At 71.0% G+C, this 24,336-nt stretch carries 25 protein-coding genes; 8 read left to right on the forward strand and 17 right to left on the reverse strand.

The genetic code is table 11. The features are described 5' to 3' along the window. Nucleotides 1-16: 16 nt before the first annotated feature. Entirely contained in the window at nt 17-700 is a 684-nt protein-coding gene (locus tag VF139_04135; GenBank protein HEX6850572.1) for a hypothetical protein, read from the forward strand. Continuing rightward, nucleotides 687-1,358, forward strand: coding sequence for an isoprenylcysteine carboxylmethyltransferase family protein (locus VF139_04140; GenBank protein ID HEX6850573.1), 672 nt, complete (start codon nt 687-689; stop codon nt 1,356-1,358). Before VF139_04135 ends, VF139_04140 begins: the two co-directional genes overlap by 14 nt. Here the strand turns inward: VF139_04140 and VF139_04145 are convergent. The 10 genes from VF139_04145 to VF139_04190 all read right to left on the reverse strand — a co-directional run bounded on the left by VF139_04145 (nt 1,345) and on the right by VF139_04190 (nt 10,793). Further along, nucleotides 1,345-2,925, reverse strand: coding sequence for a glycosyltransferase family 39 protein (locus tag VF139_04145; GenBank protein HEX6850574.1), 1,581 nt, complete (start codon nt 2,923-2,925; stop codon nt 1,345-1,347). The two genes, VF139_04140 and VF139_04145, sit on opposite strands and share 14 nt — an antisense overlap. Beyond that, on the reverse strand, nt 2,922-4,751 hold the full coding sequence (locus tag VF139_04150; GenBank protein ID HEX6850575.1) for an ABC transporter transmembrane domain-containing protein: 1,830 nt from the start codon (nt 4,749-4,751) through the stop codon (nt 2,922-2,924). The genes VF139_04145 and VF139_04150 overlap by 4 nt, the downstream gene beginning before the upstream one ends. A 16-nt stretch (nt 4,752-4,767) precedes the next feature. After that, nucleotides 4,768-6,474: a cation:proton antiporter gene (locus tag VF139_04155; GenBank protein ID HEX6850576.1), complete on the reverse strand. Its 1,707-nt coding sequence runs from the start codon at nt 6,472-6,474 to the stop codon at nt 4,768-4,770. A gap of 9 nt (nt 6,475-6,483) precedes the next feature. Continuing rightward, complete coding sequence (gene ndk / locus VF139_04160; GenBank protein ID HEX6850577.1) at nt 6,484-6,903, reverse strand: nucleoside-diphosphate kinase; 420 nt, start codon at nt 6,901-6,903, stop codon at nt 6,484-6,486. Nucleotides 6,904-6,917: 14 nt separating this feature from the next. Beyond that, entirely contained in the window at nt 6,918-7,790 is an 873-nt protein-coding gene (gene sucD, locus VF139_04165) for a succinate--CoA ligase subunit alpha (GenBank protein ID HEX6850578.1), read from the reverse strand. A gap of 2 nt (nt 7,791-7,792) precedes the next feature. After that, the gene (sucC, locus tag VF139_04170) at nt 7,793-8,983 is read right to left on the reverse strand and encodes an ADP-forming succinate--CoA ligase subunit beta (protein ID HEX6850579.1); all 1,191 of its coding nucleotides are present in this window, start codon (nt 8,981-8,983) and stop codon (nt 7,793-7,795) included. A 135-nt stretch (nt 8,984-9,118) separates the two neighbouring features. Next, a complete protein-coding gene (locus VF139_04175; GenBank protein HEX6850580.1) occupies nt 9,119-9,385 on the reverse strand; it encodes a YtxH domain-containing protein in 267 nt (88 codons plus the stop codon). Continuing rightward, entirely contained in the window at nt 9,382-9,822 is a 441-nt protein-coding gene (locus tag VF139_04180; protein ID HEX6850581.1) for a hypothetical protein, read from the reverse strand. The genes VF139_04175 and VF139_04180 overlap by 4 nt, the downstream gene beginning before the upstream one ends. 39 nt (nt 9,823-9,861) lie before the next feature. Then, nucleotides 9,862-10,503, reverse strand: a complete 642-nt coding sequence (locus tag VF139_04185) for a ribonuclease HII (protein HEX6850582.1) — start codon at nt 10,501-10,503, stop codon at nt 9,862-9,864. After that, on the reverse strand, nt 10,500-10,793 hold the full coding sequence (locus VF139_04190) for a DUF309 domain-containing protein (GenBank protein HEX6850583.1): 294 nt from the start codon (nt 10,791-10,793) through the stop codon (nt 10,500-10,502). The genes VF139_04185 and VF139_04190 overlap by 4 nt, the downstream gene beginning before the upstream one ends. Before the next feature lie 50 nt (nt 10,794-10,843). Here VF139_04190 and gpmA point away from each other — a divergent pair, with 50 nt between their 5' ends. Then, nucleotides 10,844-11,596 carry a 2,3-diphosphoglycerate-dependent phosphoglycerate mutase gene (gene gpmA / locus VF139_04195; GenBank protein HEX6850584.1) on the forward strand — a complete coding sequence of 251 codons (753 nt, stop codon included), beginning with the start codon at nt 10,844-10,846 and terminating at the stop codon, nt 11,594-11,596. 81 nt (nt 11,597-11,677) lie between these two features. Then, entirely contained in the window at nt 11,678-11,938 is a 261-nt protein-coding gene (locus VF139_04200) for a ferredoxin family protein (protein ID HEX6850585.1), read from the forward strand. Nucleotides 11,939-11,968: 30 nt separating this feature from the next. Here the strand turns inward: VF139_04200 and VF139_04205 are convergent, their stop codons facing one another. Beyond that, entirely contained in the window at nt 11,969-12,763 is a 795-nt protein-coding gene (locus VF139_04205; GenBank protein ID HEX6850586.1) for a hypothetical protein, read from the reverse strand. A 35-nt stretch (nt 12,764-12,798) separates the two neighbouring features. On the opposite strand from VF139_04205, the gene VF139_04210 reads away from it, so the two are divergent. Genes VF139_04210 through VF139_04225 form a run of 4 tightly spaced genes read left to right on the forward strand, consistent with a single transcriptional unit; the run spans nt 12,799 to nt 17,725 of the window. Beyond that, entirely contained in the window at nt 12,799-14,073 is a 1,275-nt protein-coding gene (locus VF139_04210) for a beta-ketoacyl-[acyl-carrier-protein] synthase family protein (GenBank protein ID HEX6850587.1), read from the forward strand. Beyond that, on the forward strand, nt 14,070-14,783 hold the full coding sequence (locus VF139_04215) for a methyltransferase domain-containing protein (protein HEX6850588.1): 714 nt from the start codon (nt 14,070-14,072) through the stop codon (nt 14,781-14,783). Before VF139_04210 ends, VF139_04215 begins: the two co-directional genes overlap by 4 nt. Continuing rightward, nucleotides 14,780-15,964 (forward strand): FAD-dependent monooxygenase, encoded by a 1,185-nt coding sequence (locus VF139_04220; protein HEX6850589.1) that lies wholly within the window; start codon nt 14,780-14,782, stop codon nt 15,962-15,964. The genes VF139_04215 and VF139_04220 overlap by 4 nt, the downstream gene beginning before the upstream one ends. Before the next feature lie 39 nt (nt 15,965-16,003). Beyond that, nucleotides 16,004-17,725: an NAD-dependent malic enzyme gene (locus VF139_04225; GenBank protein ID HEX6850590.1), complete on the forward strand. Its 1,722-nt coding sequence runs from the start codon at nt 16,004-16,006 to the stop codon at nt 17,723-17,725. A 141-nt stretch (nt 17,726-17,866) separates the two neighbouring features. On the opposite strand, the gene trxB is transcribed toward VF139_04225, so the two are convergent. The 6 genes from trxB to galT are packed head-to-tail and all read right to left on the reverse strand — an operon-like array spanning nt 17,867 to nt 24,327. Then, nucleotides 17,867-18,793 (reverse strand): thioredoxin-disulfide reductase, encoded by a 927-nt coding sequence (gene trxB, locus VF139_04230; GenBank protein HEX6850591.1) that lies wholly within the window; start codon nt 18,791-18,793, stop codon nt 17,867-17,869. 25 nt (nt 18,794-18,818) lie between these two features. Beyond that, nucleotides 18,819-20,063 (reverse strand): glucose-1-phosphate adenylyltransferase, encoded by a 1,245-nt coding sequence (gene glgC, locus VF139_04235; GenBank protein HEX6850592.1) that lies wholly within the window; start codon nt 20,061-20,063, stop codon nt 18,819-18,821. Continuing rightward, entirely contained in the window at nt 20,060-20,431 is a 372-nt protein-coding gene (locus VF139_04240; protein HEX6850593.1) for a response regulator, read from the reverse strand. The genes glgC and VF139_04240 overlap by 4 nt, the downstream gene beginning before the upstream one ends. Further along, entirely contained in the window at nt 20,409-21,845 is a 1,437-nt protein-coding gene (locus tag VF139_04245; GenBank protein HEX6850594.1) for an ATP-binding protein, read from the reverse strand. Before VF139_04245 ends, VF139_04240 begins: the two co-directional genes overlap by 23 nt. Then, complete coding sequence (locus VF139_04250) at nt 21,842-23,296, reverse strand: glycogen/starch synthase (GenBank protein HEX6850595.1); 1,455 nt, start codon at nt 23,294-23,296, stop codon at nt 21,842-21,844. The genes VF139_04245 and VF139_04250 overlap by 4 nt, the downstream gene beginning before the upstream one ends. Next, nucleotides 23,296-24,327, reverse strand: a complete 1,032-nt coding sequence (gene galT, locus VF139_04255) for a galactose-1-phosphate uridylyltransferase (GenBank protein HEX6850596.1) — start codon at nt 24,325-24,327, stop codon at nt 23,296-23,298. Before galT ends, VF139_04250 begins: the two co-directional genes overlap by 1 nt. Nucleotides 24,328-24,336: the final 9 nt, after the last annotated feature.

The following is a 24,336-nucleotide window of genomic DNA, read 5'->3' on the forward strand; positions in this document are numbered from 1 at the left end:
CACGCAAAGGGTTACAGTGAGTCGAGGACCGGCCGAGTCTAGCACAGCGTGGGAGGCGCTCCTCGGGCGCACCCTCCCCCGGCGGGTCGTTCCCGGGCGCAATCGGACCAAGGCCGACGTCTCGTTCTACGACCTCGACGGCCGCCGCGTGGTCGTGAAGTCGTACGCGGCGCGACCCTGGTGGGTCCGCGCGTCACTCGGCCGCTGGCTGATCGCCCGCGAGTGTCGCGCGTACGTCGCCGCCGGCGGCGCCGCGGGCCTGCCGCGCCTGCACGCCCGCCCGGCGCCGTCGTCGCTCGTCCTCGAATGGGTCGACGCGGAGCCGCTCTCCTCCCTCGGAGCGACGCGCCTGGACCCCGCGGTGTTCGACCGGCTCGACGCGATCGTCGCGGCGCTCCACGCCCGCGGTGTCGCCCTCGGGGATCTGCACCACCGCGACGTGCTCGTGGGGGCCTCCGGCGTCTTCGTGGTCGACCTCGCGACGGCGTGGGTGCTCGGGCCGCGCCCGGGGCGGTGGCGCCGCTTCCTGTTCCGCCGCCTCTCGATGCAGGACCGGCTCGCCGCGGCGCGGCTGCGGGCCCGGTTCACCGGGATCTCCGAGGAGCAGGCCCTCGCCTCGGTCCCCAAGGAGGCTCTCGTCTGGCACGCGCGCGGCCGCGCGCTCAAGCGCGCCTTCGACCGGATCCGTGGCCGACGCTGATAGACTCGGCCGCGCGGAGGACAAGACGTTGTCGGAAGAGAGCTACAACAAACCGCTCGGCATCGCGCGCCTGATCGCCCTCTGGATCCTGATCGGGGTCCTGGTCGTCCTGGCGAAGCCCACGCCGCTCGGCGTCACCGTCGGCTTCGTGATCGCGGCCGCCGGCGAGGCGGTGCGTTTCTGGGCCGCGGGGCACCTCCTGAAGACGAAGGAGCTGATCACCTCCGGCCCGTACCGGTACACGCGCAACCCGCTCTACTTCGGCCGGTTCCTGATCTTCACGGGCCTTTGCATCATGGCCCAGATGCCGTACGGCGCGAACTGGGCGGTCCTGGTCCTCGGTTACGCCGTCTTCTTCGGTTACTACATGCCCCGGAAGGAACGGGTCGAGCCGGCGCGCCTGAAGGCCGAGCACGGCGCCGCGTTCGAGCGTTACTTCGCGGCGGTCCCCGCCCTGTTTCCGACCCTGCGCCCCTACGATCAGCCCTCCGCGGGGGGATGGTCGTCGGACCGGATGCTCCGCAACCGCGAGCACTGGATGGTGATCGGGATCCTCGTGATCTCCGCCGTGCTTCTCGTGAAGGCGTACCGCGTGCCCGCACCCGCCCCCGGCGACCCGGTGCCCGTCGAGACCTCGTCGACCCTCAGCGCCCGTTGAAGAAGGCGTGGGCGACGTTGTCGCCCACCGCACGCTCGACGAGCGGGTCGACGTCTCCGAGGACCTCGCGCAGCGACGCGAGGTGCGGATCCTCGACCACGACGATCACCGGCTCGGGGCCGTTCCAGAGCGCCCGCAGCGCCTCGGCCTCGCCGACGATCGACGTCTCCCGCCCGAGGTAGTAGCCGTATTCGGCGCGCCAGTTCCAGAACCGCCAGCCCACGAGCTTCGCGTTCGCCGGCGTGCGCGCCGACACTTCCTCGCAGAACGGCCTCGCCGACTTGAAGACGTCGACCGCGGGGAGCGCGAGCGCCGCCGCGCCCAAGAGGAAGGCCGCGACCGCCGCCAGCACGGCGGCCCCGAGCGCCTCGCGTCGTCGCCAGGCGACGGCGATCGCGATCCCACCGAGCAGGGCGACGGCCCCGAGCGCGCGCGCCGCGTGCGCGACCTCGGGGTAGCGGGCCGGAAGTTTCGCGATCGCCGCGAACGCACCCGCGAGGAGCAGCACGCCGAGCACCGCGGCGATCCCGCGCAGGGCGATCGCGCGCCGCGCGGGGAGCCGGTGCTCGAGCCAGGAAACGACGACCCCCGAGGCGAGGGCGGCGACCCCGCCCGCGATCGGGAGGATGTACGGGCTGCGCTTGCTCTCCGAGAGGGAGAAGAACAGGACGATCCCCGCGATCCAGCACCAGGCGAGCCGGTCGAGCCGACGCTCGTTCGCGTCGCGCCCCGGGAGGCCGATCGCGAGCGGAACGAGCCACGCCCACGGCGCCATGTCGATCCAGAAGTACTTGAGGTAGTACCAGAAGGGCTCCGCGTGGTCCCACGCGTTCCGGAACCGGGTGAAGTTCTGCCGGATCAGCACCTCGTGGAGGACGTCGGCGTGCCCCCCCGCGGCGAGGGCGACGTACCACGGCGCGGCGACCGCGACGGCGACCGCTCCCCCCAGCAGCACGTGGAGACGGAACAGCTCCCGCAGCCGACCGGTCGTCGCCGCGTAGAGGGCCAGCGCGAGCCCCGGACAGATCCACGTCACGGGCCCCTTCGCGAGGAAGCCGACTCCCGCCGCGACCCCGGCGAGCACCCAGCCCCGGGTCGCGGAGAGGCCGTGATCCCACACCCGCGTGACCGGGACGATCACGCCGAGGGTCGTGACGGCGACGAAGAGGTCCATCTGCACCGAGCGCGATCCCCAGAAGACCATGTACGTCGACGCGAAGAGCAGGCCCGCGATCCTCGCGCGGCGCGCGCCCGCGTACGGGAGGACCAGTTGCCACGCGAGCAGGGTCCCGGCGATCCCGAAAAGCGCCGAAGGCAGGCGCAGCGAGAACTCGTTCACTCCGAAGGTCGCCACTCCGGCGACGCGCGCGAGCCAGTAGAAGAGGATGGGCTTCTCGCCGAACGGCATGCCGTTGACGTAGGGGACGAGCCACTCCCCCCGCGCCGCCATCTCGCGGACGGCCTCGCCGTAGATCGGCTCGTTCGGGTTCCAGAGATCGCGTGCGCCGAGGGCGGTGAGGAACAGGATCGCCGAGATCGCGACGAGGATGCCCGCGTCCCGCCTCACTCCGGCGCCTCCTCGAACTGGAGCGCGTGGAGGCGCGCGTAGACCCCGCCTCGCGAGATCAGCTCCCGATGGGTCCCCTGCTCGACGATCCTCCCCTCCTCCATCACCAGGATGCGGTCGGCGCGGCGGATCGTCGCCAGCCGGTGCGCGATCACGACCGAAGTGCGCCCCTTCATCAGCTCCTCGAGGGCCTGCTGCACGGCCGTCTCGGATTCGCTGTCGAGGGCGGAGGTCGCCTCGTCGAGGATCAGGATCGGCGGGTCCTTCAGCAGCGCCCGCGCGATCGTGAGGCGCTGGCGCTGCCCCATCGACAGGCGCGCCCCGCGCTCCCCGATGACGGTGTCGTACCCCTCGGGGAGGTTCTCGATGAACGCGTGGGCGTGCGCCGCTTTGGCCGCCTCGACGACCCTCCCGATCGGGACGTCCGCGCGTCCGTAGGCGATGTTCGCGCGCACGGTCTCGTTGAACAGGACCGTCTCCTGGGTCACGAGGCCGATCTGCGTCCGCAGCGACGCGAGCGTGGCCGAGCGGAGGTCGACGCCGTCGATCGAGACCCTCCCCGCGGTCGGGTCGTAGAAACGCGGGACGAGGTTCGCGAGGGTGGACTTTCCCGATCCCGAGGAGCCCACGAGCGCGATCGTCTCCCCCTTCCGGATGGTGAGGTCGATCCCGTCGAGGACCTTCTCGTCGTCGTAGGCGAAGTCGACGGCTTCGAAACGGATCTCGCGGGCGAACGGCGGCAGCGGCGCCGCCCCCGGCCCGTCCTGGATCTCGCTCTCCCGGTCCATCATGTCGAACACGCGCCTTGCCGCCGCGATCGCCTGCTGCAGGTCGGTGTTGAGCGTGTTCAGCCGCCGAAGCGACATGAAGAGGTAGCCGAGCGAGCCGAGGATCACGAGGACGTCGCCGCCGTCGACCCGCCCCTTGGCGACCTGGCGTCCCGCGTACGCGAACAGCGCGGCCCCCGCGGCCCCTCCGAAGATCTCCATGACCGCCGGCGCGAGCGCCACCGCACGGGCCGCCTTGAGGTCGGCCCGCAACATGCGGTCGAGGGTGGCGCGGAAGCGGCCGATCTCGAACCGCTCCATCGCGAACCCCTGGACGACCTTCGCGCCGGTCACCGTCTCGGTGAGCAGGCTCGCCGTCTCGCCGAGGGTCTCCTGGGAGCGGGTCGCGGCCTTGCGCAGCCGCCTGGACAGGCGCACGAGCGGATAGGCCAGAAGCGGCAGGGCGACGAGGGCGACGCAGGTCAGCTTCCAGTCCTGGAGGAGCGCGAGGGCCAGCAGGAGCGGAATCTGCGAGGCGACGCGCACGAAGTCGGCGAGAACGTCCGTCACCACCTTCTGGAGCCGGGCGACGTCGGCGAGCACCCGCGACAGGATCGCGCCGGTCGGGTTCGCCTGGAAGAAGCGCAGCGACTGGTGGGCGATCGATTCGTAGAGGTCCGCTCGGAGGTCGCGGATGACCGAGGCCCCGGAGCGCATCACGAGATACTGGCCGAAGTAGATGAAGACGGCCCGGACGACGAAGATCACGAACAGGAGGAGCGGCACCTCGACGTACGCCCGGTCCTTGGCCCAGGCGAGGATCCGGTCGGTGGGGACCGCGCGCTTGACGGTCTCGAGGATGTCGAACCCCGCGGGGCGGGGTGCCGTCGACACCGCGGCCGCGGGCTCGCCGAGCTTCAGGACCTCGTTGCTCAGGGGCTTGAGGGTGCCGATGACCGCCGTCATCAGCGCCCCCGCGAGCAGCAGGAAAACCGACGCCAGGATGAAGCGCCCGAGGTACGGGCGCATGTAGCCGAAGATCCGGCGAAGTTCCTTCACGCGCGGATTATAGGCATCAGGGAAGCACTTCCCCGCGATCGCGCGCCCGATTCCTGCGCGCCTCGCGCCTGGACGCAAGCGTTCCGCCCAGCGCCGCATCCACCGTCTCGAGGAGGTCCCGGGCCTCGTCCAGGCGCGGGAGGATCACGTCGTCGGCCCCCGCGGCGATCAGCGCCTCCACGTCCGAGAGCCGTTCCCCCCGCGCGACGAGCGTCACCCCGGGATACCGGGCGCGCAGCGCCCTCACGATCCGCTCGTTGCTCGTTCCCTTGAGCAGGGAGTCCGGAATCGAGCTGATCACGATCGCGTCGGGGGCGACGCCGGCGTGTCGAAGCGTGTCCGGCTGCGCGAGGTCGCCGTAGACCGCGCGAACGCCCCGCCGCTTCAGCTCGGCGTGCACCTCGGGGTTGAAATCGACGACGAGGACGTCGCGGAGCCGCTCCGGCCGCTCCCGCGCGAGGTCGTCGAGGATCGAGCTCGCCGTCCGGAAGAACCCGAGGAGAACGATCCTCCCCTCGGCGGGGTGCGGCGCCGCCGCCTCGGGGGCGTCCCCCAGGTCCCGCCAACCGGCCCGCTTCATCCAGGGGATCACCCGGCGCACGATCCGGCCGGAGCGGACCATCGCGAACGTCGAGGCGACCGCGAGGCCGACGAAGGCCAGCGAGACGGTCCCCGAAAGCGCGGGGCTCACGTGCCCCGCCCCGACCCCCAGCGCCACGATCACGAGCGAGAACTCGCTGACCTGCGAGAGATTCAAGGCCGGAAGCAGGCTCGCGCGCAGCCCCTGGCGCATCGCGTGCAGCACGGGGAAGACGGTCGCGAGCCGCGACGCGACGACGAACGCCGCGAGCCCCGCGGCGGCCCCGACGGCGCCGGCGTCCGGCCAGGGGATCCGCATCCCGAGCCCCACGAAGAACAGGGTCACGAAGAAGTCGCGCAGCGTCGTGACCTTGGTGCCGACATCGAGAGCGTACGGGAAGGTCGACAGGGCGATGCCCGCGACGAGCGCCCCCATCTCGCGCGACAGGTGCAGGAACTCCGCCAGCTCCCCCACCGCAAGGCACCAGGCGATCGCCCCGACGACGACGAGCTCGGGGACCCGCGCCACGCGGCGGAAGACGAACGGGAGCACGAAGCGGCTGACGAGGAAGGTCGCGGCGAGAAGCAAGGACGCGCGGCCGAGCGACGCCGGGATCACCCCGATCGAGAAGCTCCCCAGGCTCGGCTGCACGGCCAGGAAGAGGATCGCCGCGAGATCCTGAAGGACGAGGATCCCCAGCGTGATCCGGCCGGGAAGCGTGTCGAGCTCCCCCTTGTCGTAGAGGACCTTGACGATGACGACGGTGCTCGAGAGCGCCCCCGCGACCCCGAGGTAGAGCGCGTCCCACCCTCCCGCGCCGAGGGGGTGCCCGAGCAGGCGGAACAGGCCGACTCCGAGGAGAACGCCGGCGCCGATCTGGATGCCGGCCGCGATCGCGATCGTGCGCCCGGCCTCGAGGACCTTCTTCAGGTCGATCTCGAGGCCGATCATGAAGAGAAGGAAGATCAGGCCGAGCTCGGCGACCGCCTCGACCGACTCGGGGTGGCGGATGAGCCCGAACCCCTCGGCGCCCAGGGCGAACCCCGCCGCGAGGTAGGCGAGCAGGAGCGGCTGGCGGAGGGAGCTGGCCGCCGCGGCGAGAAGCCACGCCGCGGCGACGCAGAGGGTGAGATCGGCGAGCACCCGCCGACTTTACCGGACTTCCATCCCCCGGAAGAAGTACCCGATCTCGAACGCGGCGGTCTCGGGGGCGTCGGAGCCGTGGGTGCAGTTCCGCTCGATGTTCGTGCCGTAGAGCTTGCGCAGGGTGCCGTCCGCCGCCTTGGCGGGGTCGGTGGCGCCCATGACCTCGCGCCACTTCGCGATCGCCTCCTCACGCTCGAGGCACATCACGACGCACGGCCCCGACGACATGAACGCCGTGAGCCCGGAGAAGAACGGCCGCTCGCGGTGCACGGCGTAGAACCCCTCGGCCTCGGCCTTCGTCAGGTGCTGGAGGCGCATCGCGACGATGCGAAAACCCTCCTTCTCGATCCGGGCGAGCACGTGGCCCACGCTCCCGTTGGCCACGCCGTCCGGCTTCACGATCGCAAACGTCCGCTGAAGGGCCATGGTGTCCTTCTCTCCTAGCGCGCCAGCGCGTTCTGGATGGCCGCCCCGATCGTCGCCGGGGTGTCGACCACGTGGATGCCCGCCTCGCGGAGGGCCTTCATCTTCTCGGCCGCCGTTCCCTTCCCGCCGGAGATGATCGCCCCGGCGTGCCCCATGCGGCGGCCCGGAGGGGCGGTCTGCCCGGCGATGAACGAAACGACCGGTTTCTTCACGTTCGCCTTCACGTACGCCGCCGCCTCCTCCTCCGCCGTCCCGCCGATCTCGCCGATCATGACGATCGCCTCGGTGGCGGGGTCGGCGTTGAAGGCGGCGAGGCAGTCGATGAAGTTCGTCCCGTGGATCGGGTCGCCGCCGATCCCGATGCAGGTCGTCTGTCCCAGGCCGACGCGGGTGAGCTGGTCGACCGCCTCGTAGGTCAACGTCCCGGAGCGGGAGACGACGCCGACGTTCCCGGCCTTGTGGATGTGCCCGGGCATGATCCCGATCTTGCACTCCCCCGGAGTGATGATGCCGGGGCAGTTCGGCCCGATCAGGCGCGTCCTCGTCGTCTTCACGTACGCCATCACGCGCATCATGTCCATCACCGGGATCCCCTCGGTGATGCAGACCACGAGCGGGACGTCGGCCGAGGCCGCCTCGAGGATCGCGTCGGCGGCGAACGGCGGGGGGACGAAGATCACCGACGCGTTCGCGCCCGTCTCCTTCACGGCCTTGTCGACGGTGTCGAAGACCGGGACCCCCTCGTGGCTCGTCCCGCCCTTCCCGGGGGTGACGCCGGCGACGACGTTCGTCCCGTAGGCCATCGCCTGCTTCGAGTGGAAGGTCCCTTCCTTGCCGGTGAATCCCTGGACGAGAAGGCGCGTGTGTTTTCCGACCCAGACGGCCATCGCTACCTCCCCGCCGCGGCGACGACCTTCTCGGCCGCGTCCTTCATCCCGTCCGCCACGAGGAACGCGAGGCCGGAGTTCTTGAGGATCTCGCGCCCCTGCTCGACGTTGGTTCCCTCGAGCCTCACGACGATCGGCACCTTCACGCCCACCGTCTTCGCCGCGGCGACGACCCCCGCGGCGACGACGTCGCAGCGCATGATCCCGCCGAAGATGTTGATGAGCACCGCCTTCACGTGCGGGTCGGCGAGCAGGATGCGGAACGCGTTCGTGACCATCTCCTCGGTGGCGCCGCCGCCGACGTCGAGGAAGTTGGCGGGCGAACCTCCGTGGTGCTTGATGATGTCCATCGTGCCCATCGCGAGGCCGGCGCCGTTGACCATGCACGCGACGTTGCCGTCGAGCTTGATGTAGTTGAGGTTGTACTTCGACGCCTCGACCTCGAGGGGATCCTCCTCGGTGAGGTCGCGCAGCGCCTTGAGGTCGGCGTGCCGGTAGAGGGCGCTGTCGTCGAAGTTGACCTTCGCGTCGAGGGCGAGCACGCGTCCGTCCGACGTGGTGATCAGCGGGTTGATCTCGACCATCGAGGCGTCGGTTTTCACGAACGCCTCGTAGAGCGCCCCGACGAGCTTCGCGCACTGCGAGGCGAGCGCGGGCTCCATCCCGAGGCCGTAGGCGATCTTCCGCCCGATCCACGGCTGGTACCCCTGCACCGGATCGACGACGACCTTGAGCATGGCTTCGGGACGCGTCGCGGCGACCACTTCGATCTCGGTCCCGCCCTCCGCGGAGGCGATGAAGACCGGCGCCTGCGCCGCCCGGTCCATGAGCACCGCGAGGTAGTACTCGCCGACGATCTTCATCCCCTCTTCCACGAGGACGCGGCGGACTTCCTTCCCCTCGGGGCCGCTCTGGATCGTGACGAGGGTCTTCCCGAGCATCTTCCCGGCGACCTCGGCGGCGTGATCGGGCCCGTCGCAGACGACGACTCCGCCCAGGGGCGGCGTCACGTCCTTGAATCGCCCCTTCCCCCGCCCGCCGGCGTGGATCTGGGACTTCACGACGACCTTCGGGGTTCCCAGGCGTCGGGCGATCTCGCGCACCGCCTCGGGAGTCTCCGCGACCTCTCCGTTGGGAACCGGGACCCCGAACGGCTTGAGGACGGCTTTGGCCTGGTACTCGTGGATCTTCACGGCCGCGCCTCCGGGTTGGAAAACGGACGGGAAAAAGGCGCGCGATTATAGGAAACGGGGGGAGGGGCGTCCAATCCGGCGGTGTCGGCGCGGCGGGCGCTCCGCGGGCGCGTCACGCCCGCGGAGCGAAACCGATCAGTGCCCGACGTGCGACTCGTCGCCGCCGGGCGTCGACGCGAGCTCCTGGCGCGCGGCCTTCATCGCGCGCGCGGCGCGATCGTAGGCGCCGCCGACCACGAGCGTGGTCTTCTCCCCGGCGGTGCGAACGGCTTCGCCGATCCGCTCCCGGGTTTCCTTTCCGCTGCGCGGGGCGGTGAGGAGCGCGGTCACGGCGCCGGCGACGGCGCCGCCGAGGAAGGCGACCAGAATCTGGGTGCCGCTGAATCCACGGTTCTCGATCATGGGGGGCCTCCTTGTGGGGAATCGACACGTTGCCTCGAGTCCGGTCTCCCCTCGACGTCGCGAACCTCTTCGCGCTCCGGCGCGAACGCCGCGCGCAGCCCCTCCGTGATCGCGGGGCCGAGCACCGATCCGACCGTCGTGACCGTCTGGACCGCGCCCCGGAGCCGCGACGCGGAATCGGCGAGCTCGCGCAGATTCGCGAGCAGCTCCTTGGCGTCCTTCACGCTTCCCTCGAGGTCGACCCCGGCGCGGTTCAGACGCGCGGCGACCGCGCTCACGTCCTCGACGAGCCGATCGACCTTGCGCCCGGTTCCCTCGAACCAGACCTCGGCGACGCGGAACGTCCGCCGCGCCTGCAGGATCGCGGGGATCAGCGCTCCGGCCACGACCCCGAGCAGCACGAGCAGGATCACCACGACCACGTCGGACATGCTCATGCGATCGAGGCTAGACCCGTGCCCCCCGAGGCGCAAACGTCATGCGGGTCCGTCGAACAGCGCCCTCGCGGGGAGCAGCGTGAACGACATGCGGTGGATCCGGCACGGCCCGAGGCGGCGGATCGCGTCGCGGTGGGACTCGGTCGGGTACCCCTTGTGCTCGGCGAAGCCGTACCCGGGGTACTCGGCGTCGTAGCGGAGCATCAACGCGTCGCGCTCGGTCTTCGCGAGGATCGACGCGGCCGCGATCGCGTGGCACTTCGCGTCTCCCTTGACGATCGGCTCCTGCGGCGCGGTCACCCCGGGGATCCTCCGCGCGTCGACGAGGACGTGCTCGGGCTCGATTCCGAGCCCCGCGACCGCGCGCCGCATCGCCTCGAGCGAGGCGCGCAGGATGTTGATCCGGTCGATCTCGTCGGGCTCGACGGCGACGACGCAGCAGGCGGCCGCCGTCGCCCGGATCTCGACGGCGAGCTCGGCCCTGCGGATCGGGGTCAGTTGCTTCGAATCGTTGACTCCCTGGATGCCGACCCCGGGAGGGAAGACGACCGCCGCGGCGACGACCGGCCCCGCGAGGGGGCCGACGCCCGCCTCGTCCACGCCCGCGATCCGGGTGAGTCCCGAGTCCCAGAGCTCGCGCTCGCGGCGGAGGAGGTTCGCGAGCTTCCGGCCGGGGGTCACGGCATCTCCCGCTCGAGCGCGTCGAGGAACGCGGCCGTGTTGACGCCGTCGTGCGCGGGGAGGAACGGTGCGAGGCGCTTCCGGCAGGAGGCCGCCAGACCCCGCGCCCCGGCGACGTTTCCCCTCGAGGCGTGATGGCGCGCGACCGCCGCCTGGATCAGGCCCTGGTAGAAGTCGCGGTCGGCTTCGCGGTAGTCCATCCAGAACGCCTCGAGGATCTCGTGCGCCTCGAAGTACGCCCCCGCTTCGTATCGCTCGAAGAAGGCGGCGACGCGCGGGTCGGGGTGCACGGGGCGGAGTGTACAATCCGCCATCCCTTGTTCGATCGGGAGAACCGCCGATGTACAAGCTCGTCCTCGTCCGCCACGGTCAGAGCACCTGGAACCTCGAGAACCGTTTCACCGGCTGGACCGACGTCGACATCACCGATCAAGGCACCGCCGAGGCCCACGCGGGTGCGAAGGCATTGAAGGACGCCGGGTACACCTTCGACATCGCCTACACCTCGGTCCTGAGGCGCGCGATCCGGACCTTGTGGATCGTCCTCGACGACATGGACCTGATGTGGATTCCGGTCGTGCGCTCGTGGCGGCTCAACGAGCGGCACTACGGCGCGCTGCAGGGACTGAACAAGGCCGAGATGGCCGAGAAGTACGGCGAGGAGCAGGTCAAGATCTGGCGCCGATCCTACGCGACGCCCCCTCCCGCCCTCGAGCTCGACGACCCGAGGCACCCGAAGTTCGACCCGCGCTACGCGGGGTTGACGCCGGACCAGCTCCCGGCCTGTGAGTCCCTGAAGGACACCGTCGCGCGTTTCCTCCCCTACTGGCACGAGACGATCGCGCCGACGGTGAAGAGCGGGAAGAAGGTCCTGATCGCCGCCCACGGGAACTCGCTGCGGGCCCTCGTGAAGTACCTCGACGGCATCAGCGAGGAGGCGATCGTCGGCCTCAACATCCCGACCGGCATTCCGCTCGTCTACGAGCTCGACGCGAGCCTCAAGCCGCTGAAGCACTACTACCTCGGCGACGAGGAGGCGGTGCGCAAGGCCGCCGAGGCCGTGGCGAACCAGGGCAGGGCCCAAAAACCCTAGGAAGTCTTGACCCCCGTCAAGGCGCGGCGCGCGGGGAGGCGGCATAGTTGGCCCCCGGTTTCGACCGAGAGGAGAGACGACATGCCGTTCATCATCGCCGAGCCCTGCATCAACACGAAGGACACCGCGTGCGTGGACGTGTGTCCCGTGGACTGCATCCACCCGACGAAGAACGAAGCCGAGTTCGAGGCCGCCGCCCAGCTCTACATCAACCCGGTCGAGTGCATCGACTGCGGCGCGTGCGAGCCGGCGTGCCCGGTCGAGGCGATCTTCGAGCAGGAGGCCCTCCCTGACAAGTGGAAGAGCTTCATCGAGGTGAACGCGAACTACTTCAACAAGTAGCCTGCGCATCGGCGCGACGTCGTCGGGGTCCTACGGGATCCCGACGACCATCGCGAGCCAGACCGCGTCGGGAGGCGCCGACGTCCGCGGCCGCCAGCTCCCGTCGTCCTCTTCCCACCACACCTCCGTCGTCCGGAACCCCGCCTCCACGAGGGCTTCGCGCACCTCGGGAATCGTCCACATCCTCCAGTCGTAGACGAAGGCGTCGCGCAGGGCGCTCCCGTCCCCGAACTCGAAGTGGATCACGAAGATCCCGTTCTGGTTCACGGGGTCGAAGCGGCGGTGCTCCCAGACGTAGACGAAGCCGTCTTCCTTCCTCGGCTCGCGGCGCGGAGACTGCTGCGTCTCGAACCCGCCGAGGACGTCGAGGACGAAGACCCCCTTCCGCTTGACGTTCCTTCGCGCGTGGCGGAAGTAGGCCACGAGGTCCTTCCGGGCCTTGAAGACGCAGAACGAGAAGTTCTGCGCGGCGACGACGTCGGCCTTCGGGGACATCACGCGGCGCACGTCCCCCTGGACGAGCTGCAGCCGCTCGCGGGCCCCCTTCGGAAGGCGCATCTGGTTGTTCACCGCCCCCCAGACGAGCACCTTCGTGTCGAGGTCGACTCCCCGCGCCGTGCGCTCGGGGTGCGATCGCACCCAGGCGCACGAAACCGCCGCCGCGCCGCAGAAATCCTCCCGCAGGACCAGCGGCGTGCCCGGGCCGTGATGGCGTCGCCAGATCCGCTGGAACAGGCCGACGTCGCGCCGGGGCTGCTGGACCGCGCGCTGGTAGAGCTCGAGGGGGTCGGATTTCGAGGCGAGGGTCGTTCCGCGTCGTTTCATGGCGGCGCATCCTACCTGCGTTATCCTGCCCGTTCATGAGCGATTCGCGTCCGTTGCAGGGTCGTCGCGTCGTCGTGACCGGCCTCGGCGCCGTCGCCCCCAACGGCGTCGGGCGCGAGGCGTTCTGGAACGCCACCCGGGACGGGGTCAGCGGCGTGCGGAGGATCGAGGCGTTCGACGTCTCGACCCTTCCGACGCGTATCGCCGGGATCTGCGCCGACTTCGACCCGTCGAAGCACCTTTCCGCCAACGAGCTCAAGCACGTGCCGCGCCTGGTCCCCCTGGCCCTCGCCGCGGCGACCGAGGCGCTCGACGACGCGGGACTCGACGCGGCGCATCTCCCCCTCGAGGAGCGGCGGCGCTTCGGGGTCGCCCTCGGGAGCGGCGGCGCCGGGCTCGAGTTCATCGAGCGGCAGTTCGAGCAGTATTACCTCGTCGATCCCAAGGGGGTCAGCCTCTACACGATCCCGTCCTCGACCCCCGGAACCTCGGCGAGCGAGTTGTCGATGCGGTTCGCCCTGCGCGGTCCGAGCCACCTCCTGTCGACCGGCTGCACGTCGTCCACCGACGCGATCGGCCACGCGATGTCGATGATCCGCTACGGGCGCGCGGACCGGATGCTCACCGGAGGCTCCGACGCGCCGATCAGCGCCGGGATCATGACCGGGTTCTGCCTGATGCGGATCATGTCCACCGGGTTCAACGACGCCCCCGAGCGTGCCTCGCGACCCTTCGCGAAGGACCGCGACGGGTTCGTGCTCGCCGAGGGGTCGTGGATGCTCGTCCTCGAGGCCGAGGAGACCGCCCGCGCCCGCGGCGCGCGGATCTACGGCGAGATCGCCGGGTACGCGGCGACCTGCGAGGCCTTCCACCGCGTCCGCCTCGACGAGAACGGCGAGGAGCCGGCGCGCGCGATGGGGCTCGCCCTCGAGGACGCCGGGCTTCCGGCCGAGGCGATCGACCACGTCAACGTGCACGGCACCTCGACCCAGCTCAACGACCGGATCGAGACCCGCGCCGTGAAGCAGGTGTTCGGGGAGCGCGCGACCTCGATTCCGGTCACGAGCACGAAGTCGGCGATCGGCCACCCCCAGGGGGCGTGCGGCGCCGCGGGGCTCGTCGCCACGTTGCTCGCGATGCGGGACGAATGCATCGCACCGACGATCAACCTCGAGGCCCCCGACCCCGAATGCGACCTCGACGTCGTCGCGAACGTCGCGCGCGAGGCCAGGCTCGACGCGGCGGTGTGCAACTGCATCGGCTTCGGCTCGAAAAACGCCGCGCTCGTCGTGCGCAGGCGCCCGCGGTGAGCTTCCTCGTCCCGTCCCGCCGCACCGACGAGGAGATCCTCGACCGGCCGGGGAACGCCGAGGCCGATCTCGCCGCCGCCTTCGAGAACATCCGGACCGTGAACCGGCGCCTGAGCGGCTCGAAGATCCTCCTCGAGGCGCTCGACCCGTTCCTGGCCTGGGCCTCCCCCGGGGAGACCTTCGAGATCCTCGACGTGGGGAGCGGCGGCGGCGACCTCCTCCTCGACCTCGCCGCGCACGCCCGCGGGCGCGGGGTGGACGTGAGGATCGTCGGGGTCGACCGCGACCCGGCGACCGCGCGCATCGCGAGAAGGGCGTGCGCGTCCGATCCGTCGATCGAGATCGTCGAAGCCGACGCCTTCAAGCTCCCGTATCCGGAGAAGCGGTTCGACGTCGTGACGTCGTCGCTGTTCCTCCACCACCTCGAGTACCAGGAAGGGGTGGTCCTCGTCCGGCGCCTGCTGCGGCTCGCCCGCAAGGCGGTCGTCGTGAACGACCTGCGGCGCCACCTCGTTCCCTGGGCGTTCATCGCGATCGCGGCGCGCGTCGCGCGCGCCCATCCGATGTTCGTCCACGACGCCGCGTTGTCCGTGCTGCGCGGGTTCACCGAGGAAGAGCTCCAGGCCCTGTGCCAGGACGCGGGGGCGGCGTTGGCGACCGTCCAGCGGCGCTGGCCGTACCGCCTCGTGGCGACCCTCCCCGCCCGATGAGCCGTGCCTGGGACGTGCTCGTCCTCGGGGGCGGCCCGGCCGGGGCGGCGACCGCGGCGCGTTGCGCGGGGGCCGGCGCCCGTACGCTCGTCCTCGAGCGCGACACCTTCCCCCGCGGCAAGGTCTGCGGGGAGTTCCTCTCCGCCGAAGGGGTGGAGGCCCTTCGTCGCCTCGGGACGCTCGACGCGCTCGCGGGGCTCGCGCCACCGGCGATGGACGGCTGCCTGCTCTCCGACGACCGCGGGCGCGAGGTCGCTTCGAGCCTCCCCGACCTCCCCGGGTCCGGGCGCCGCGCGCTCGGGATCTCGCGCGAGAGGCTGGACCTCGCGCTGCTCGACCTCGCCCGCCGGCGGGGGGCGGTCGTCCGCGAACGTTGCGAGGCGGCGGAGCCGGTCCTCGAGGGCGGCCGCGTCGCGGGAGTGCGGCTGCGCGCCCACGACGAGATCGTGCGCGCCCGCGTCGTCGTCGCGGCGGACGGGAGGCGGTCGATCGTGCAGCGCGCCCTGGCGCCGGCGATCGGCGACCCGAACCGAACGACGGACGCGTCCTGGTACGGCTTCAAGGTGCACCGGAGCGGGGACCCGTCGCGCCTTCGGGGTCGGGTGGAGCTGCACCTCTTCGAGGGCGGGTACGCCGGCCTCGGGGCGATCGAAGGCGGGCGACTCAACCTCTGCTTTCTCGCCACGGTCGGAACGCTGCGCGCCTGCGGGGGGGACCCGCGGAGGATCGTCGCCGAACGCATCCTCGCGAACCCCGCCGCGCGCGCCCGCCTCGACGGGACGGAAGAGACGGGAGCCTGGAAGACGGTCGGCCCGCTGCGCTTCGGCGCCCGCCGCGCCGCGATCTCGGGGGCGCTATTGGTCGGGGACGCCGCGGGAACCGTCGATCCGTTCTCCGGGGAAGGAATGAGCCATGCCCTTCTCGGCGCGGAGCTCGTCGCCTCGTTCGCGCTCGAAGCGGCCCGGGCCGGGTCCGTTTCCCCCCGCGCGGCGCGCGGGTGGCAGTCGGCCTGGTCCCGCGCCTTCTCCCGTACGACGCGGCGGGCCCGCGCGGCCGGATGGCTGTTCGAGCGCCCTCGGGCCGGCCGGGTCGCCCTCGCCCTGCTTTCCGCCGGACCCGAGGCGTTGCTGGCGCGCCTGGTCGCCGCCACCCGAACGGGGGCCCTTCCGTCCTTGACGTAAGTGAAAGTCGGCCCGGAGGCTTCGCGCTACCTTCGGACCATGATTCCCTTCCACCGGTTCCGCGATCCCGAATCCGGCGAGGACATCGTCGAGACCCCTCTGTCCGGAGCCCTGCTCCTCGAAGTCCCGATGCTCAACAAGGGGAGCGGCTTCACCCCCGACGAGCGGCGCGAGTTCGGCCTGCTCGGGATCCTCCCGCCGCACAGCTCGACCCCCGAGGAGCAGGTGGCTCGGGCGTACCACAACTTCCAGTCGAAGGGATCCGACCTCGAGCGTTACGTCTTCCTGGCGTCGCTGCAGGATCGCAACGAGACGTTGTTCTACCGGCTGCTCGCCGAGCACACCGCCGAGATGATGCCGATCGTCTACACGCCGACGGTCGGAAAGGGGTGCCAGCTCTACAGCCACCTCTACCGCCGCCCGCGCGGGCTCTACCTGGCCTACCCGCACCGCGACCAGCTCGACCTCCTGCTCAAGCACGCCCCCTACCGCGGCGTACGCGTGATCGTGGTCACCGACGGGGAGCGGATCCTGGGGCTCGGCGACCTCGGCGTCGGCGGCATGGGGATCCCCGTCGGCAAGCTCGCGCTGTACACGTTGTGCGCGGGAATCCACCCCTCGCAGACCCTCCCGATCGTGCTCGACGTCGGGACGGACAACCTCAACCTCCTGGAGGACCCGCTTTACCTCGGATGGCGCCACGAGCGGATTCGCGGCGAGGAGTACGACGAGTTCGTCGAGGACTTCGTCTCCGCCGTCGAGCGCGTGTTCCCGGGAGTGCTGCTCCAGTGGGAGGACTTCGCGAAGGGGAACGCCCGCCGCCTGCTCGACCGGTACCGCGATCGCATCTGCTCGTTCAACGACGACATCCAGGGAACCGGCGCCGTCGCCGCCGCGGGGTTGATGGCCGCGCTCGAAGCCTCCGGCTCGAAGTGGCGCGATCAGCGGATCGTCCTGCACGGCGGAGGCTCCGCGGGGACGGGGATCGGCGGCCAGATCGTGATGTCCATGGTGGACGAGGGTCTCACCGAAGCCGAGGCGGTGGAGCGGATCTGGATGCTCGACAGCCGCGGGCTCGTCCACGCCGGGCGGGAGGAGAAGGACGCCGCCAAGCGCCGGTTCAGCAAGCCGACCGGGGCCCTCGCGGGATGGGAGATCCACGACGCGTTCGCGCCGGGGCTCGAGGAGGTCGTGCGGCGCGTGAAGCCCACGATGCTCGTCGGCGCCTCCGCCGATCCCGGATGCTTCAACGAGCGGGTCGTGCGCGAGATGGCCCGTAACGTCGAGCGCCCGGTGATCTTCCCGCTCTCGAACCCCACCTCGAAGGCCGAGGCGAAACCCGCCGACCTGCTCGCCTGGACGGAGGGGCGCGCGCTGATCGGCACCGGGAGCCCGTTCGCCGACGTCGAATACGAAGGGCGCGTCTACAAGATCGGCCAGTGCAACAACGTGTTCATCTTCCCCGGCGTGGGCCTCGGGGTACTCGCCTGCGGCGCGCGACGGGTGACCGAACGGATGTTCCACGCGGCGGCGCGGGCGCTCGGCGCGATCGCCCCGGCGCTGCGCGACCGGCACGCCCCGCTCTACCCGGGTGTCGCCGACGCGCGCCTGGTCGCCCGGCGGGTCGCGCTCGCGGTCGGCCTCGAGGCCGCGCGCGAGGGGGCGGCGGAGTCGATCCACGCGCAAGAGCTCGAGCGCCGGATCGACCAGCTCATGTGGGAGCCGAAGTACCCCCGGCTGCGGCACCGGCCGGAGAAGTAATTAGGGACAGCAACCTACTTCCTAAAAATGGGGACAGTCCCTCTTTTCCTCTTTTTCAGCTCCGACAACCCAACGTTCCAGGCTGGAGAAGAGGGAAAGCGGGACTGTCCCCATTTTTAGGAAATAGGTTGCTGTCCCTAATTACTTCTGCGCGGCCAGCCAGCGCTCGACGTCGATCGCGGCGCGGCAGCCCGCGCCCGCGGCGGTGACCGCCTGGCGGTAGACGTGGTCGTGCACGTCTCCCGCGGCGAAGACGCCGTCGACGTTCGTGTACGACGAGTTCCCCTCGATCGAGAGGTAGCCCGCGGAGTCCGTCGGGAGGATCGTCTCGAAAAGCTTCGTGTTCGGCGTGTGGCCGATCGCGACGAAGAACCCGCCGCACGGACGCTCGGTGACCGCCCCCGTCTTGAGGTTCCTCACGCGGATCTTCGCGACCCTCCCGTCCTCGGCGAGGACCTCCTCGACGGCGGAGTCCCAGAGGATCTCCACCTTGGGGTGCGCCTTCACGCGGTCGGCCATGATCCTCGAGGCGCGGAAGGCGTCGCGTCGGTGGACGACGGTCACCCGCGAGCCGTAACGGGTGAGGAACAACGCCTCCTCCATCGCCGTGTCCCCGCCCCCGACGACGACGATCTCCTTGTCGCGGAAGAAGAAGCCGTCGCAGGTCGCGCAGTAGGAGACGCCGCGCCCCGAGAGCTCCTTCTCCCCGGGGATGTCGAGGGTGCGAGGGGAGGCGCCGGTGGCGACGATCACCGCACGGGAGCGCAGCTCGCGGTCCTCGGTCCAGACGCCGAACGGCCGCGAGGAGAAGTCGACCCGGACGGCGTCGCCGGGGACGAACGTCGTGCCGAAACGCTCGACCTGTCTGCGGAACCGCTCCATCAGCTCGGGGCCCTGGATCCCCTCGGGGAAGCCGGGGTAGTTCTCGACCTCGGTCGTGGCCATCAGCTGGCCGCCGGCGAGCAGCCCCTCGACGACGACCGGCTTCAGGTTCGCGCGGGCGGCATAAAGCGCGGCGGTGAGACCGGCGGGGCCGGATCCGAGGATGACGACGTCGTGGACTTCCAAGGGACGATCTCCTGCGGGGAGGGGGTTACTCGAGTCGGGCCTCGCGCGGGATCACGACGATCCCGCCGTCGGTGACGAGAAAGCGGCGGCGGTCCTCCTCCGGGTCCTCGCCGACGACGAAGCCCGGAGGGATCCTCACCCCTTTATCGACGATCGCGCGTTTCAGCCGGGCGTGCCGGCCGACGTCCACCCCGTCCATGAGCACGCATTCGTGCACCCGGGCGTAGGAATTGACGCGGACTTCCGGGCCCAGGACCGACCGCTCCACCCGCCCGCCGCTGACGATCGCCCCGCCGCTGACCAGGGAGTCCAGCGCGACCCCCAGGCGCCCGCCGGGCTCCTCCTGGGCGAACACGGTCTTCATGGGGGGGAGCTGCCGCGGGGCGGTGCGGATCGGCCACGCCTTGTCGTAGAGGTTGAACACCGGGTCGACGGCGACGAGGTCCATGCTCGCCTCGAAGTACGAGTCGAGCGTTCCGATGTCGCGCCAGTACAGGGTCTGCTTCCGGTTCTCGTCCACGAACGAATGGGCGAAGACCTTTCCGGTCTCGACGAGGGAAGGAAGGATGTCGTACCCGAAGTCGTGACGGCTGTCCCGTCGCGCGTCGGCCGAGAGCGCGCGCACGAGTCCCTCCGTCTCGAAGCAGTAGACCCCCATGTTGACGAGGGCCACGTCGGGTTTCCCGGGGACCGGCTTCGGGTCCTTCGGCTTCTCCCGGAAGGCGGTGATCCGCCAGTCGTCGTCGACCTCGAGGACGCCGAACGACGAAGCCTGCCCGAGGGGCACCTCGACGGCGCCGACGCTCGCGAGCGCCCCGCGCTCCTCGTGCCGGTCCACGATCTGCCGGTAGTCCATCTTGTAGACATGGTCGCCGGAGAGGATCACGACCCGGCGCGGGCGTTCCTGCTCGAGCAGGTAGACGTTCTGGTAGACCGCGTCCGCCGTCCCCTGATACCAGCGCTGGCCCACGCGAAGCATCGGCGGCACGGTGTGAATCCACTCGTCCAGCTCGTGGGAGAGGATCGAGGCCCAGCCGATGGCGATGTGGCGCTCGAGGCTGCCGGACTTGTACTGGACCAGGACGTAGATCTTCCGGAGGCCGGAGTTCAGGCAGTTGCTCAGCGTGAAGTCGATGATCCGGTAGATCCCGCCGAACGGGACCGCGGGTTTGCCGCGGTCGCGCGTGAGCGGGTAGAGACGCTCTCCTTGCCCTCCGGCGAGGACGATGGCCAAGGTGTCGCCGAGTAGGACCTTCCGCCGATCGTTCACGCCGACGCGCGCTCCCGCTCCGCCAGCACCCGGCGCACCGTCTCGCGCAGCTCCGTCGTGTCCGAGGATTTCACGACGTAGGCGTCCGCGGCCCAGCTGAGGAAGTTCTCCTTGTAGCACGAAAAGGCGGAGTTCAGCACGACGGCGGTCCGCGGGTTGCGCTCGAGGATGCGGCTCATCGCGTCGAGCCCGTCCATTCCCGGCATCCGGATGTCGAGCACGACGAGATCGGGGCGCACCTCCTCGAGCTGCGCGAGCGCCTCCTGCGCGTTCGACGCGGTCGCCACCTCGTGGCCGTCCTCGGAGAGGTCGCTCCGGTAGAGCATCCGCAGGGAGGGCTCGTCCTCAACGACCAGGATCCTCGACATCGTCGACCTCCTTTCCTTCCCCCCCGTCGATCGCGGCCGGAAGCCGCAGCGTCACGGTCGTTCCGGCTCCCTCGCGGCTGACGACCTCGATGTCCCCATGATGCTCCCGAACGATCTGCGCCGCGATGGTCAGGCCGAGCCCCGTGCCGGTGGACTTCGTCGTGAAGAACGGCTCGAGGACCCGGGCCCGCACCTCCGGGGGCATGCCGGGTCCGTCGTCGGCGACGGCGAGCGCGACCGCGGCGGCGCCGTGGCGCCCGGCGCGCAGCGTCACGCGGCCGCCCGCAGGCATCGCCTGGATCGCGTTGCGCACCAGGTTGACGACGGCGCGGAAGAGGTCGTCCCGGCCGCACGCGGCCTCGCACGGGCCCGGCTCCACCTCGACCGAGAGCTCCACCCCCGACTTGTCCGCCTCGTAGCGCAGCAGCGCCGCAGCGTCGGCGACGACCTCGGCGAGCGCGACCGTCCCCTGCCGCGGGACGGGAGGATGCGTGAAGTCCAGGACCTCCGAGATCACCCGCTCGAGGCGCAGCACCTCGTGCACCACGGTCCGGAGCGTCTCCGCTTCCGCCCCGTCGGGACGGCGGCGCAGGATCGAGCGCGCGAGCCCTCCGATCGCCACCAGCGGGTTGCGCACCTCGTGCACGACCCGGGCGGCGACCTCGCCCACCGCCGAGAGGCGCTCGGCGCGCACCAGGCGCTCCTGCTGCTCGCGCAGCTCCCGCGTCGCATCCTCGAGCTGCGCGACCTTGCGGGCGAGGTTCTCGCTCGTGCGCGCCCGCTCGATCGCCAGGGCCGCGTGGATCGCGAGCAGCTCGAGGACGAAGATGTCGTCGGCCTCGATCGGGCGCCCGGTGATCCCGTTGTCGGCGAGCAGGAGCCCGACCGGACGCCCCTCGACGATCAGCGGCACCGCGGCGAACTCGCTCACGCCCAGCAGCTGCGCGTGCTCCCCGTCGCGCACGTGCAGCGTGCGCCCGCCCTTCAGCGCCCGGACCAGGAACGCGTCCCCGTCGGCGAGCGGCACGCGCAGTCGGTCGACGATCCCCCGGACGGCTCCCCCCGAGGACCCCTCGAGGAGCGGGCCGTAGTCGGTGAGCAGCTCGCGCAGGCTCCGGGGCCTCGCGTCGAGCTCTCCCCAGACCCGCGTCGCCTCCTCGTGGTCCGCGGGCCCGATCCCGTCGGCGCCCCGGAGCTCGCCGCGCGCGGCGTCCACGAGCACGAGGAAGGCCCGGTTGAAGCGCAGCCCCTGCCCCGCGGTCGCCCCGACGAGGATGGTGCGGAGGATCACCGCGAGGTCGGGTGCCGTGTGGAGCGACTCCGCGATCTCCCGGATCACGCGGAGCTCCCCCACCCGCCGCGCGAGCGCGGCGTCGGCCGACTCGTGCGTCCCGGCGGTGGGGGGCGGGTTCATCTCGCGTCCTCGCGGGCCTTCGCGTAGACGGCGGCGTAACGGGAGGCGACCTCGCTCCACGGACGCGCGCGATCCATGCCGCGGCGCACCAGCTCCGACCAGAACACGCCGTCGGCGCGCGCGCGCTCGGCGCGGCGCACCGCGCGCAGCAGCTCGACCTGCTGGTATCCCTCGAACCGGAATCCGTTCCCGGCGGTGGGGTGCTCGCCGACGTCCTGGACCACGTCCGCGAGCCCTCCGGTCGCGTGCACGACCGGGACCGCGCCGTACCGCTGCGCGAGCATCGCGCGCATGCCGCTCGGATCGTGACGCGCGGGAATGAGGAGCAGGTCGGCCGAGGCGAGCGCGCGGCGCATGAGGCGCTCGTCGTCGGCGAAGCGCAGCGCGAGGCGTCCCGGGCGGCGCATCGCCGCCGCCCGCAGCCCCGCCTGGAGCTTCGGCTCTCCCGTCCCCAGGAGCACGATCTGCATGCCGTCCTCGACCAACGCGTCGAGTGTCGGAAGGAGAAGATCGATGCCGCCCGTGGCGTCGAGCCGGCCGAGCGAAACGGCCAGCGGGGCGTCCGGCGCCGCAACGTCGAGTCCGAGCTCCTCCCGGAACGCCGCCTTGTTGCGCGATCGCCGCGTCGTGTCGAAGCGAGTGTAGCGGAATCGCAGCGCCGGATCGACCTCGGGGTCCCAGTTGTCGTCGTCGACTCCGTGCAGGATCCCGTCGAGGCGATCCTCGTGCCGCACGAGCAAACCCTCGAGCCCGCCCGCGGCCCGCTCGTCCACGAGCACCTCCGCGGCGTAGGACGGCGAGGTGAGCGTGATGCGGTCGGCGGCCTCGATGCCGAGCTTGTGGAGGTTCACCTTTCCGTGGAACTCCAGCGGTCCCATCGGGTAATCGAGGTCGGGCGGCAGTCCGGCCTCGGAGAGCCACGGCCTTCCGACTTCCGCCGGGTAGGTCAGGTCGTGGGGGGTGTACACGACCGCCGGACGCGCGCCTCCCGCACGCGGACGCCAGCGCGTCAGCGCCGCGGCGGGCGCTCCCTGGAGGTCGTGCGCGTGCAGGACCTCCGGACGCCATCCGTCGCGGCCGAGTCCGTCGTGGAGCGCGCGAGCGAGGATCGAACCGCGCGTCGCGGACGCCTCGACGTCGGCGCCGTACGGGTCGCCGGTGTCGAACACGGGATGTTCGACCACGATCACCGGAGCGGCGAGCCGGTCGGACTCGAACAACGCGACCGTCGCGGCCCCCCACGCCCCCCGGTGGCGCACCTGGACCTGCACCTGCCAGGTCGCCCGCGTTCCGGGAGGGAGCCGGTCGAGGGCGCTCCTCCAGGCCGGAAGCGCGCAGCGCACGTCGTGACCCGCCCCGCGCAGCGCCGCCGCGAGCGCCGCAACCGATTCGGCGAGCTCGCCCACGCGCGCGAGGGGTTTCAGCTCCGCGGAGACGAGCAGGACGCGCACTAGATCGAGGCCTCGCGAAGGAACGCCGCGGCCTCCTCGGGGGAGGTCGGGTTGATGTAGAAGCCCGATCCCCACTCGAAGCCGGCGACCCGGGTGAGCCGCGGCAGGATCTCCAGGTGCCAGTGGAAGTCGAACGGCAGCGTGTCCCAGTAGTTGCGGCGGCGCACCGTGGTGACGGTGTTCGGGGCGGTGTGGAAGACGAAGTTGTACGGCGGGTCGTCGAGCACCGACTTCAGCCGGGCCATGGTCTCGCGCAGGATCCGCGCGAAGGCGGCGATCGTCTCCTTGGGCTCCTCGGGGAACGAGTGGCAGTGCTTGCGCGGGATCACCATCAGCTCGAACGGGAAGCGCGACGCGTAGGGCGCGACGACCGCGAAGTGCTCGTCGATCGAGACGATCCGCTCCCGGTCGTCGATCTCCTGCTGCAGCGCGTCGCAGTAGATGCACCGCTCCTTCAGGTGGTAGTGCTCGCGGGCGGTGTCGAGCTCGACGTGGATGGCGCGCGGCGTCACGGGGGTGGCGATCAGCTGGAGGTGGGGGTGCGGGAGGGACGCCCCGGCGACCGCGCCGTGATTCTTGAAGAGCAGGACGTATTTGAAGCGGGGGTCGCGCAGCAGGTCGCGCAGGCGCGCCTGGCACATGAGCATCACCGACTCGACGTGCGACGGATCCATGTCCCCGAGGTGATGATGGTGCTGGGGCGACTCGACCACGACCTCGTGCGCCCCGACGCCGTGCATCCGGTCGTACAGCCCGCGCCCGCGGCGGTCGAGCTCCCCCTCGATCGCGAGAGCCGGGTACTTGTTCGGCACCACGCGCACCTGCCAGCCGGGCCCGTTCGCCGCCCCTCCGGCCGCGCGGATCGCCGCGATCTCCTTGGGAGTCTTGTCCTCGTTGCCGGGACAGAAGGGGCAGAACTTCGGTTCGTGGGTCGTCTCGTGCTGGAACGCGAAATCCTCGGGGCGGCGGCTGCGCTCGCTCGCGATGATCACCCAGCGCTTCGAGAACGGGTCGTGTCGGAGTTCGGACATCGGGCGGTC

The organism is Candidatus Polarisedimenticolaceae bacterium, from assembly GCA_036376135.1.
In the GTDB taxonomy this organism is placed as follows: domain Bacteria; phylum Acidobacteriota; class Polarisedimenticolia; order Polarisedimenticolales; family DASRJG01; genus DASVAW01.

What these genes read in the sequence shown, in the direction of transcription:
- ndk (HEX6850577.1), bottom strand. Translation starts at nt 6,903, where the DNA reads ATGGCCCTTCAGCGGACGTTTGCGATCGTGAAGCCGGACGGCGTGGCC.
- sucD (HEX6850578.1), bottom strand. Translation starts at nt 7,790, where the DNA reads ATGGCCGTCTGGGTCGGAAAACACACGCGCCTTCTCGTCCAGGGATTC.
- VF139_04175 (HEX6850580.1), bottom strand. Translation starts at nt 9,385, where the DNA reads ATGATCGAGAACCGTGGATTCAGCGGCACCCAGATTCTGGTCGCCTTC.
- VF139_04180 (HEX6850581.1), bottom strand. Translation starts at nt 9,822, where the DNA reads ATGAGCATGTCCGACGTGGTCGTGGTGATCCTGCTCGTGCTGCTCGGG.
- gpmA (HEX6850584.1), top strand. Translation starts at nt 10,844, where the DNA reads ATGTACAAGCTCGTCCTCGTCCGCCACGGTCAGAGCACCTGGAACCTC.
- VF139_04200 (HEX6850585.1), top strand. Translation starts at nt 11,678, where the DNA reads ATGCCGTTCATCATCGCCGAGCCCTGCATCAACACGAAGGACACCGCG.
- VF139_04205 (HEX6850586.1), bottom strand. Translation starts at nt 12,763, where the DNA reads ATGAAACGACGCGGAACGACCCTCGCCTCGAAATCCGACCCCCTCGAG.
- VF139_04210 (HEX6850587.1), top strand. Translation starts at nt 12,799, where the DNA reads ATGAGCGATTCGCGTCCGTTGCAGGGTCGTCGCGTCGTCGTGACCGGC.
- VF139_04220 (HEX6850589.1), top strand. Translation starts at nt 14,780, where the DNA reads ATGAGCCGTGCCTGGGACGTGCTCGTCCTCGGGGGCGGCCCGGCCGGG.
- VF139_04225 (HEX6850590.1), top strand. Translation starts at nt 16,004, where the DNA reads ATGATTCCCTTCCACCGGTTCCGCGATCCCGAATCCGGCGAGGACATC.
- VF139_04240 (HEX6850593.1), bottom strand. Translation starts at nt 20,431, where the DNA reads ATGTCGAGGATCCTGGTCGTTGAGGACGAGCCCTCCCTGCGGATGCTC.
- VF139_04245 (HEX6850594.1), bottom strand. Translation starts at nt 21,845, where the DNA reads ATGAACCCGCCCCCCACCGCCGGGACGCACGAGTCGGCCGACGCCGCG.
- galT (HEX6850596.1), bottom strand. Translation starts at nt 24,327, where the DNA reads ATGTCCGAACTCCGACACGACCCGTTCTCGAAGCGCTGGGTGATCATC.